11 protein-coding genes and 2 pseudogenes are annotated in these 11,297 nt (G+C 38.1%); all 13 read left to right on the forward strand.

Going from position 1 to position 11,297, the window contains the following annotated elements:
- Positions 1-58 precede the first annotated feature (58 nt).
- The 13 genes and pseudogenes from P364_RS0134085 to xerS all read left to right on the forward strand — a co-directional run bounded on the left by P364_RS0134085 (position 59) and on the right by xerS (position 11,231).
- The gene (locus tag P364_RS0134085; protein WP_024634433.1) at positions 59-379 is read left to right on the forward strand and encodes a metal-sensitive transcriptional regulator; all 321 of its coding nucleotides are present in this window, start codon (positions 59-61) and stop codon (positions 377-379) included.
- A 311-nt stretch (positions 380-690) separates the two neighbouring features.
- Positions 691-894, forward strand: a complete 204-nt coding sequence (locus tag P364_RS0134090) for a cation transporter (protein ID WP_024634434.1) — start codon at positions 691-693, stop codon at positions 892-894.
- A 47-nt stretch (positions 895-941) separates the two neighbouring features.
- Positions 942-1,178: a glutaredoxin family protein gene (locus P364_RS0134095; protein ID WP_024634435.1), complete on the forward strand. Its 237-nt coding sequence runs from the start codon at positions 942-944 to the stop codon at positions 1,176-1,178.
- A gap of 181 nt (positions 1,179-1,359) precedes the next feature.
- A complete protein-coding gene (locus P364_RS37195) occupies positions 1,360-1,689 on the forward strand; it encodes a four-helix bundle copper-binding protein (RefSeq protein ID WP_081718281.1) in 330 nt (109 codons plus the stop codon).
- A gap of 256 nt (positions 1,690-1,945) precedes the next feature.
- A complete protein-coding gene (locus tag P364_RS0134105) occupies positions 1,946-2,143 on the forward strand; it encodes a cation transporter (RefSeq protein ID WP_024634437.1) in 198 nt (65 codons plus the stop codon).
- A 19-nt stretch (positions 2,144-2,162) separates the two neighbouring features.
- Positions 2,163-4,598 carry a heavy metal translocating P-type ATPase gene (locus tag P364_RS0134110; RefSeq protein ID WP_152532791.1) on the forward strand — a complete coding sequence of 812 codons (2,436 nt, stop codon included), beginning with the start codon at positions 2,163-2,165 and terminating at the stop codon, positions 4,596-4,598.
- 158 nt (positions 4,599-4,756) lie between these two features.
- Positions 4,757-5,374 (forward strand): TVP38/TMEM64 family protein, encoded by a 618-nt coding sequence (locus P364_RS0134115; protein WP_024634439.1) that lies wholly within the window; start codon positions 4,757-4,759, stop codon positions 5,372-5,374.
- 167 nt (positions 5,375-5,541) lie between these two features.
- Entirely contained in the window at positions 5,542-7,530 is a 1,989-nt protein-coding gene (locus P364_RS0134120) for a peptidoglycan D,D-transpeptidase FtsI family protein (RefSeq protein WP_024634440.1), read from the forward strand.
- A gap of 384 nt (positions 7,531-7,914) precedes the next feature.
- Positions 7,915-8,805 (forward strand): multicopper oxidase family protein, encoded by an 891-nt coding sequence (locus P364_RS0134125; protein ID WP_024634441.1) that lies wholly within the window; start codon positions 7,915-7,917, stop codon positions 8,803-8,805.
- Positions 8,806-8,907: 102 nt separating this feature from the next.
- A complete protein-coding gene (locus tag P364_RS38850; protein WP_435874305.1) occupies positions 8,908-9,144 on the forward strand; it encodes an S-Ena type endospore appendage in 237 nt (78 codons plus the stop codon).
- Positions 9,145-9,522: 378 nt separating this feature from the next.
- Positions 9,523-9,618: pseudogene (locus P364_RS38555) on the forward strand (ArsR/SmtB family transcription factor); the annotation flags it as partial.
- A 78-nt stretch (positions 9,619-9,696) separates the two neighbouring features.
- Positions 9,697-9,879, forward strand: a pseudogene (locus tag P364_RS0134130) (VOC family protein); the annotation flags it as partial.
- Between the two features lie 266 nt (positions 9,880-10,145).
- Positions 10,146-11,231 carry a tyrosine recombinase XerS gene (xerS, locus tag P364_RS0134135; RefSeq protein ID WP_024634443.1) on the forward strand — a complete coding sequence of 362 codons (1,086 nt, stop codon included), beginning with the start codon at positions 10,146-10,148 and terminating at the stop codon, positions 11,229-11,231.
- Positions 11,232-11,297 lie beyond the last annotated feature (66 nt).

The raw sequence follows: 11,297 nt of genomic DNA on the forward strand, positions 1-11,297 counted from the left end.
TATAGTATAGGGGGGCTATAGTATAATATAAGATAAAATAATGAGGAGTGATCGGAAAATGGGAGACCTAATTCAAGAGCATGAGTCATGCAACACGGAAGAACGCAGGAGCCATCATTCTGAGAAAACAAAGAATAATTTAATTAACCGACTTAACAGAATTGAAGGACAAGTTAGAGGGCTAAAAGGATTAATCGAAAAAGATACCTATTGTGATAATGTGCTGAATCAGATCTCTTCAGTCCAATCGGCTTTGAACGGTGTTGGAAAACTTTTGTTAGAGCATCACATGAAAAGCTGTGTAATTGAACGAATTCAGGAAGGTGAAAACGAAGTTATAGATGAATTGTTAGTGACCATAAATAAATTAATCAAATAGTGCTGTAAACAAAAGAGGGTTTGCAAAAACTCTTTTTTTGTTTACAGCTAAATACTTTGACAAATATAGTGAGGGGGGGTATGGTATTAATGAAGGAGGTGATGTACATTAAAAGTCATTCATTTGGACAATATAGGATGAAGTTAATGGTCCAATGACAAACAATCATTGAGGCCTAATGCTCCTATCCGCTGCAGGTGCACTTAATGGAGTCAACAAAGCATATTGAAGTAGTGAATGAATTAATCAAAAGAGTTCATGCCTCAATGAAATAACATATATTTAAACTCAATTAAAGGGGAGTATGAAAAATGGAAAATGTTACACTAAAAGTAAAAGGTATGTCATGTGGGCATTGTGTAAATTCAATTGAAGGTGCCTTAAATCAAATAGGCGTAGAAGGAAAAGTAATTCTCGCGGAAGGTAAGGTTGAAGTTAAATTTGACGAAACCAAACTAGAGTTTTCGGATATTAAAGAAGCAATTGAAAATCAAGGCTACGACATAGTCGAATAACATGATCTTCTTGAATCATTACTTCAAGTTAGAAGAAGGTGAAGCGTATGCATGTCGAGGTATTTACAACGCCAACTTGTGAAGATTGCAAAAATTTCAAAAAATTCTTAAATGATCATCAAATACCGTATACAGAGTTTAGTATAGCTGATCATCCAGAAAATGCTGTCCTTCTGCGCGAACGAACAGGTAAAAATTTGGTCCCTACAATTTTCATTGAAGGTAAAGTTTATTTCGGATTTGTCTTCAATCGTCAAGAAATTGAAAAAACACTTCTTGGATAAGAACCCTAAATGATATTTCGGTTCACTCCATCGATTGTGAAATGTGCACAGAATTATCCTCTTTCACACTCTAGAGTAGTAGATTATCTTCTGAAATGCCGCCATGAATAGAAATTTCTATATGGGGTAAATATAGAATAAGGGACTACCCTACTACTTTAGATACGAGAGGAGAATTATAATGTCACATCAAAAGTACAAAGAGTGTATTGAAGAGTGTTTAAAATGTATGGTTGCATGTAATCATTGTTATGTTTCTTGTTTAGATGAGGAGCATATTGGAATGATGAAAGAATGTATTCGCTTGGATCGTGAATGTGCGGATATCTGTGAATTTGCCGCTCATGCCATGTCGATCAATAGCAAATATGTTAAAGAGATATGTCTTGCTTGCGCAGACGCTTGTGAAGCTTGTGGGAACGAATGTAAAAAACATGATCATGAGCATTGTCAACAATGTGCAGAAGCGTGTTTTGCTTGTGCAAAAATGTGTCGTGAAATGGCCGCTTAATAAAAGAAATGTAGCACAGAAGGAGTTTTCTCAGAATCAGTTCATAAATTCTGAGAGAACTCCTTTTATTAAATTCCTAAGAAATAATTCGAATTTTGAAAAGGAAGAATAACATAATTACATATCAACAATAAAATGGGCTTAAAATTTTCGGGTATTGCGCTTGACAAAATATAGGGTAGGGGGGTATGCTTTATACATGAAGTGAAGTTAATATTACTGAAATAAAAATCTCATATATAAGGAGAAGTGAATTATGAAAAATGAAGTGTTAAATGTGAATGGCATGTCTTGTGTACATTGTGTCAACTCAATCGAAGGTGCTTTGAAATCGCTCGGTGTTCAAGGGAATGTTAATCTTGAAAATGGCACTGTTACCGTAGTATATGATGAAAATAAGGTGACTCTAGAGACCATTAAAGAGGCTATTGAAGAGCAAGGATATGAAGTCTAAAAGGTGAGGTGTATATATAGTGTCAACAATTGAAGAGAAAAAATCACAAACATCAATTCAACTCTCAGGTATGACTTGTGCTGCTTGTGCTTTAAAAATTGAGAAGGTTTTGAACAAGCTGGAAGGTGTATCAGAAGCTAACGTAAACTTTGCGATGGAAAAAGCGACAGTAACATATGACCCAAGTAAAGTCGACATCGGTAAGATGGAAGCAAGCATTGAGAAGCTTGGCTACAGTACAGTTAAGGAAGCCGTTGATTTGGAACTTTTCGGTATGACTTGTGCGGCTTGTGCCTTAAAAATCGAGAAGACTCTGAATAAGTTACCTGGCGTAAGCACGGCCACCGTAAATTTCGCCATGGAAGTTGCTCATGTCGAATATAATCCGGCAGATGTTTCTGTGACTGATATGCAAAAGAGAGTAGAGAAACTCGGCTATCAAGCTGTACCGAAACAGGAACAAAGCGACCCAGCTGAACGTCGACAAAAAGAATTATCAAAACAAAAAAGAAAACTTCTTATTTCTGCGATTTTATCGTTTCCCTTACTCTGGGCAATGGTAAGTCACTTTTCATTTACTTCGTGGGTATGGTTACCAGATCTCTTTATGAATCCATGGTTCCAATTGGCATTAGCAACGCCAGTTCAATTTTATATCGGAAGACCCTTCTATATTGGTGCATATAAAGCTTTACGCAATGGCAGTGCAAACATGGACGTTCTTGTTTCATTAGGGACCTCAGCTGCTTATTTTTACAGTCTGTATTTAACCATCGTTTGGGCAATTGAAGGCGGTAGCGTACATCATGGACCTGCGATGTACTATGAGACAAGTGCCGTGTTGATTACCTTAGTGGTTATGGGGAAACTGTTCGAATCCCTGGCAAAAGGACGTACGTCAGAAGCTATTAAATCCCTAATGGGACTTCAAGCCAAGACGGCGATAGTTGTCCGAGAAGATCAAGAATTGACCATTCCCGTGGAAGAAGTGATTGTAGGTGATGTTGTAATTGTTCGACCAGGGAGTAAAGTGCCTGTGGATGGGGAAGTTCTGGAAGGACTCTCGTCTGTGGATGAATCGATGCTTACTGGTGAAAGTCTCCCTGTAGAAAAAAAAGTGGGGGATGCTGTTATCGGAGCAACCATAAACAAAAACGGTGTGCTTCGAATGAAAGCAACAAAAATAGGTAAAGAAACAGCTCTTGCACAAATTATTAAAGTTGTCGAGGAAGCGCAAGGATCAAAAGCTCCTATTCAACGGGTAGCAGACGTCATCTCAGGGATTTTTGTGCCGATTGTTGTAGGAGTCGCTGTAGTGGCATTCTTGGTATGGTACTTCGGAGTAACACCGGGTGATTTTGCTGGTTCTTTAGAAAAAGCAATTGCCATTCTGGTTATTGCTTGTCCTTGTGCACTTGGGCTTGCTACACCAACCTCCATTATGGCTGGTTCTGGACGTGCAGCTGAACTTGGAATCTTGTTTAAAGGTGGAGAACATCTGGAACAGACCCATAAAATTGATGCAATTATTCTCGATAAAACAGGTACAGTAACAAAAGGTAAACCTGAACTTACCGATGTTTTGGTCGAGGGCGATGAAACAGAATTCCTTAAACTTGTGGGGGCAGCTGAGAAAAATTCAGAACATCCATTAGCTGAGGCTATAGTTGCGGGCATTATGGAAAGAAATATTGAACTGCTCAGAACAGAATCCTTTGAGGCCATTCCAGGCTTTGGAATCAAGGCTGTTGTGAGTGGTAAAGAGTTATTAATTGGTACACGTCGTCTAATGGATAAATTCGATGTAGAAGCAAAACAAGCTTACAACATGATGTCTACTTTAGAGGAATCCGGGAAAACAGCTATGCTTGTCGCTATTGATAAAGAGTATGCGGGGATGGTTGCTGTGGCAGATACCATTAAAGAAACCTCTCAGGCTGCTGTCAGCCGTTTGAAGGAGATGGGTATCCAGGTCATTATGATTACCGGGGACAACGAACGGACGGCAAAAGCGATTGCGGCTCAAGTTGGCATTGACCACGTCCTGGCTGAAGTTCTCCCTGAAGGTAAAGCGGAAGAAGTTAAAAAACTGCAAGCACAAGGTAAAAAGGTAGCGATGGTAGGAGATGGTATAAACGATGCTCCGGCCCTTGCTATGGCAGACATCGGAATGGCTATTGGTACAGGAACAGACGTTGCTATGGAAGCTGCTGATGTAACATTGATGCGTGGCGATCTTTCAAGTATCCCTGACGCTATTTATATGAGCCGTAAAACTATGGCTAACATTAAACAAAATTTATTTTGGGCACTCGGTTACAATACGCTGGGTATTCCAATAGCTGCGATCGGCCTTTTGGCTCCATGGGTAGCTGGTGCTGCAATGGCATTAAGTTCAGTATCTGTTGTTCTTAATGCACTTCGGCTACAACGTGTGAAAATTCGTAATTCTTAAAAACTGACGTGATAAAATCATTGTATAATATAACGATAGGGGTACGTTTGTGTTACATTATATAAAGTATCAGTAACAGGGGTACCCCTATGTGTACGTTAGAAAAAGATTGCCAAAACTCACTTGTAAACTAGAAATTCGTTCAGGAGAATGTTAGGTTGAAAAAATGGATTATATTCTGTATTAACCTGGTTGTATTTATGCTTGTTTTCATGAAGCGGGATTTATTGTATGCATGGATAGCTGGGGATAATACGGCTAGCTTACCTCTGATGTTTCTTGTAATTACTATTCTTGCTATGTTTCCTGTGATCCCGTTTGGCATTGTAGGTGGAGTGATCGGCGCTAAATATGGTGTAGTATTGGGCAGTACTATGAACGTGGCCATATCCACTTTAGCTGCGATTATTGTCTATCTATTGGCAAAATACTTACTTTATTCTTGGGGAAGAAGGATTACCCAGAGATTTACATCTCTAGATCAACTACATGCGATGAGTAGCCAGCGCCTGTTTTGGATGATTCTATCAGCTCGCATCATACCCATTTTACCAGCTGCGGCAATCAATATTTACGCAGGAGTATTCCATTTAAATTTTAAGATTTTCATACTCGCAACCTTATTAGGTAAAATCCCCGCAATGATGACCTTTGCCTATATAGGGCATGAAATATGGAATGAAGGAACACGACTAGTACAAGTCAGTTTGATGTATGCTTCATTTTTATTACTGGTTTTTATCGGCTATAGAATATATCTTCGATATAAAGAATAAATACAATTCAATAAGGTGACTAAAAAGGCTCTACGTCCTCGTAGAGCTTTTTTGGTTTGCCTTCAGCTATTTGAAATTTGGTTGTATTGATATAACAAAAAAACACACTTCCTTCAAATTTAAAATTTACACTGTTACTTAAGAACGACCAAGAGGAGTATTATCAGATGAACAATCATTACGATGCAGAAGAACCAAAACCAATCAGTTCTAAGTTTCGCATTAACTTTTTCTTTTTTGTATCCTTTGTCATTTTTTCAGTTATCATCATTCGTCTCGCTTATATGCAATTCGTAGAAGGCCCCGAGCTTAGCCGTTTACAAAGTGAAAGTGTCACCAGAACAAGTCCTTTGTTGCCCGTTCGTGGTTCCATTTATGATTCATCAGGTAAAATAAAATTGGCATATTCCGAGCCCATTCAGTCGTTATACATCACATTGTATAAAAATTATAGTCAACAGGAGGGGGGGCCTAAAAATCCCAATCGTGAGGAAGCTGGTCAATTTGCAGAAAAATTGTATGAAGTATTTCAGGAATTTAAAGATCCAGGGAGTAAAGAGTTCTCGGTAGATGATATTTTGAATGCGATGGATCTGGAATATCGACAGACCCAAGGTTATTCTCCGAGATTGATCAAGAGTGACCTATCTGATAGAGAAGTCGCTTACTTTCTTCAGAATAGAAATATCATTCCTGGATTGAGTGTAGTGGAAGAAAGCAAACGCAAATATGATAAGGATGGCGTGGCTGTTCAAGCTATTGGTTACATGAAAACATTCAAAACATCAAAGACACTAGCAAAATACAAAGAAATTGATCGTTTAAATCCAACTCAAACCAATCCTGGGCTTGTATACTCTGAGCTAGAAAATGTTGGTGTTGATGGTCTTGAACTTCAATATCAGGACGTGTTACGAGGACAAAGTGGTTTTAAAGAGATCCCCATTAATGCGTTAAATTTGCCTGAAGAGGGAGGAAACATGCTCCCTCCAGAAAAAGGATACGATATCATCTCGACCATCAACAAAAACGTACAAGTTCAAACAGAACAAGCTATAAAAGAACAGTTGAATTGGTTACAGCGGACTCCAGTTTCAGGAAAACTTCATACTAATGCAAAAACAGCTTTTGCTGTCGCAATGGAAGTAGATAGCGGTAATGTCGTGGCTATGGCAAGTATGCCTGATTATGATCCGAATGCGGAATGGGATTATGAAAAGATTAAGTACATCTATAGAAATGGTACAGTTGAATCCTTTCCTCCAAACGACACCGGAAAGCACCCAGAGTCAACCGTATTATTGGGGTCAACAATAAAACCATTAAGTGTTTTGATTGGCTTAAATGAAGGTTTTTTTGCTCCGAATTCAACATATCAGGATCGCGGATACGCGGAGTTTGGTAAAGATCGTACCAGAGTCAGAAACTCTTCAGGAAGCGTATATGGTCTTTTAAATCCAGAGACAGCAATCACGAAATCATCAAATGCTTTTATGATTGACATGATCGGTGAGCAGCTTTGGAACAAGTATAATGTGGAAGGTATTAAAGTATGGGACAGATATATGAAAGAATTCGGCTTAGGCGTGGATACTGGAGTGGATTTACCCAAAGAATTTAGAGGCAGAATTGAATATAACCAAGAAAATCAATCTGCACTCACAGGCTTGGCTTTTGCTTCATTTGGACAACAAGGCAAATATACAACAATGCAGCTCGCACAGTATACCGTGATGTTAGCGAATAAAGGACAACGTCTTGAACCACACCTGGTAAAAGAAATACGTGACTCTGAAGGTAATGTCGTTAAAAAAATTAAACCAAAAACACTAAATACAGCAAATTATGATGACAGATACTGGCGCACCATTCAACGTGGAATGTCTACCAATGTAGATGCCGCGTTCAGTGGGTTTCCCTATGATTTCGCGAGAAAGACAGGCACCTCTCAACAGACTATTTATATAAATGGTCAATCGATTAATGTTGAGAACGGCGTATTTATCGCCTTTGCACCTCGTAAGAATCCAAAACTGGCAGTAGCCGTGGTTGTACCTGAAGGGGGGTATGGATCAAGTAGCGCAGCACCCATTGCTCGTGAAATATTTGATGCCTATGATAGGGAATATGGACTGGGTAGCAATCCAGCAAAATGAGCCGTCAAATAAAAACAAAAATATTATTCAATTGATTTATAGTGACCATATGATAGCAAGAGTTGTTAGTAAGAACTGGGGGATAGGGCAGAATTCCGATTGTTGCACGCTTTTCTTGTTTGGACTTGAAAAGTGAAGAAGAAGTCACTTAGGGGATATCGTTTAGGCTCCTGCGACACAACACAGAAATAACTATATCGGAGAACAACAACCTAGGCTGAAAATCATAAATGTCCTTGGATGTACTAGCGAGCAAGCATTTGATATAAACTAAGGTTCATCTTAGACATAGTATTCGGCTATGGAAATAAAGTAATAGCACAAGCCTCGAATTTCATATATATCCTCCATTGTAAACAATTCCATTTGGGATGGAGGAGTACTATGGTTATCACACCGGATATCCCGGATCTTCCCTTTACCGTCGAAGAGGGAATGAAGTGCTTTGTGTTAGTTGCGGAGCCTGTAACGAGAGAACTATTGCCTGGAATAAAAATGAAGGGCTGGGGGTATAACGGTTTCATTCCGGGTCCAACTATACGAGTTAAACAAGGCGATTGGGTTAAGATCAGGGTTATAAACCATCTACCGGAGGCAACCAGTGTCCATTGGCATGGCCTGGATATCCCCAACTCTATGGACGGTGTTCCTGAAGTTGAACCAACACCCAAAATTAGACCAGGTGAATACTTTGATTATTGTTTTCAGATTATGAATGCACCGGGAACGCATATGTATCATACTCATCACAATACAGTTACTCAAGAATTAATGGGACTAGGGGGTGGATTTATAATAGAATCGGGATGTAATGACTATATTCATAGAGATTACTTCATCATGCTTCAGGAATTTCATCTTCAAGGCCTGCCTAAGGGTGAATTGAGGAAAGGAGATTACGATTTAGACCCCTTAACGGACAGTTTTAATTTTTTCACAATGAATGGGCGTTGTTTTCCATATTCTAATTCTTTACCAGTTAAATATGGCGAAAACATTCGTATTCGTCTTGGGAACATAGGAATGAATGCACATCCCATTCATCTTCATGGACATCAATTTCTTCTCACAGCTGCAGACGGTAATGAAATCTCAAGTTCCGCCAGATTACTTCGAAATACGATAGAAGTTTCGAGTGGAACGACATACGACTTACTCTTTTGCGCGAATAACCCAGGAACATGGCCCTTCCATTGCCATATGCCACATCATATATCCAATAACTTCACTAAACCAATTGGTGGAATGTTTAAGACAATTGTCTATGAGAAATAAGAAAAAAATGATAACCCAGTAAAGAAAGCGAATGGAGGGGCTAAAATCTCATTAAGTGGAGAAATATTTTTTGATCCAAAGACGGGATTAGAGAACCTTACGATCTGGTCCTCTATAAATAACAAAGAACTACATGCATCAATAACCATATATAATGATCAAAAGAATACAACCTCACTTTTAGTTCATATATTCTATAATGATGGTTCGTACATTTTTCCAGTATACCCCGGAAATTCAAGAGCATGTAGCTGTCAAAACATAACCCAAATAATTGTAGCACCTGAATCAGAAATTACGAATAACTGTAGTGGGAAATTTATTATGGAAATATTCTGACTACATTCAGCAGTTCTAATGGTAATTAAATGAAAAAATGAAAAGAGATCCTCAAACCTCTCGCTATGCACACATTGTGGCAGCAGACCGCAGATGGCGAGGGACAAGAACATATTCCCATTGAAGTCGCTATTTTAGCGGCTTTTTTATGTTATCGGTACAAGTTCTTGTCTCAAGGTAAGGACAAGAACTTGTACCGATTGCCGAAATGGACAAGGACAAGAACATATTCCGATTAGATGATCATCTAAATAATAAGCATATGTAGTTAAAACCTCAATAACACTTAGAGGTTCACCGAGTATCGGGAGAAGGCTGTTAGCATTTAAAAATTAAACTAACTCTCAAGAGTAATTAAAGCTTTTTCTGGACAAAATTCTTGAGTATGTGCAGGAATGTCTTGATCTACCCCAATCAACCGTATCTCAACATTTGCAGAAACTTCGCAGTGCCGGTGTTGTCGCTACAGAACGGATCCATTATGTGGTATTATTTGGATTGAAGATAAAGCTCTACGGAGGACGTACAAAATATGTAGGAAAGGGTGTAATTATGAAATTAAATCATCTGAACCTAACAGTTACTGATGTTCCTGCTGCTCGCGAGTTTTTAGAGACTTATTTTGGTATGAAATGTGAAGGTACGAGGGGAAACGCATTTGCAGTTATGTTTGATGATGAAGGCTTTATTCTCACTCTAAAGAAAGGTAAAAACGTACTCTATCCTAGTGACTTTTCATGCATCCATGGGTGGTACTTCTACTGCTGTCGCTGCGCCAAATATACCGGAATTTTGCTCCCCGCCGGAAATAATGTTTAATTTGATGTTAAATTTATCCTTGATTATCTTCCCAAACCAACCCGGCTGCTGGTATGGATATATATGGTATGGTAAGAACGATATCAAATAATCTCATATAATTACGTAAAATAATAATTTGACGAATAAAAATATTGAATTATAATATGTACAAAGTATCCTTTAGAAAAAAGGAGAATCCCATGGAAAAGCAAACAAAAATTAAATATTTAGAACGTATTGAAGAAAAACTTGATGATTTGCCCTGGTATGTTACAGAGTATATAGATAGCAGAAAAAGAAAATTATCACCAACCACCATGCTCAACTATTGCCATGATTATATAATTTTTTTTGACTGGCTAATTTCTGAGGGGCTTGTTAAATGTAGTCGTAAAGAAGTTGAGTTAAGTACACTGGAATCATTGACTATACGTGATGGGGAAAATTTTCTTTTCTTTTTGGAGAATCAACTAGGGAACTCTAAAAGTACTGTGAACAGAAAATTGGCTGCACTTAAATCATTGTTTAATTACTTACAGAATAAAGCTGAAACTTCTGAATTAGCTCCTTATATTAAGCGTAATCTGATGGCCAAGTTAGAATTAAATCCTGTTTTAAGCACAGCTCAGTCGAGTGCACAAAAAATCAGTGGTAAGATTCTGAAGCATGAGGAGTTCAATCTATTCAGACAATTTATTGCAAATGATTATGGTGAATTGATTAAAGGAAATAAGAGATTATATAACTATTTTTTATTTAATCGTGAGCGTGATACAGCCATCGCTTCTTTGATTCTGGGATCTGGATTGAGACTGTCCGAAGTGGTTGGCGCTAATATTGAAGATGTAGACTTGACTGAAAATTTACTACGAGTAGTCCGTAAAGGCGGTAAGGAGCAGTATGTTTACTTTAGTGATCTTGCATTATATGACATCAAAGAATATATAAAAATTAGAGATCAAAAGTATAAACCCAGCTCAAAAGAGATAGCCTTATTTATAGCTGCTCCTGTAGGAAGAAAAGGAGGCACACGAAGACTTACTCAAAGAGCCATAGAAAAGTTAGTTCAAAAATATGCTAATCTTTATGGTAAACCATCTTTAAATGTGCATGCATTGAGACATTCATTTGCAACTCGATATCATAAGGCTAACAATGATGTTCCAAAACTGAAAGATCAACTAGGTCATTCATCAGTACAGACAACGATGATATATACACATTTATCAGATGATGATTTGAAGAAAGCGGTTAATAAAATGGATTTAAATTTTTTTATGCAATAAACTTTAAGTTCAATTGTTGTCGAGGGACAAGAACATAGACCCATTGAAGTCGCTATTTTAGCGGCT

The organism is Paenibacillus sp. MAEPY2 (genome assembly GCF_000499205.1).
GTDB lineage: Bacteria > Bacillota > Bacilli > Paenibacillales > Paenibacillaceae > Paenibacillus > Paenibacillus vandeheii.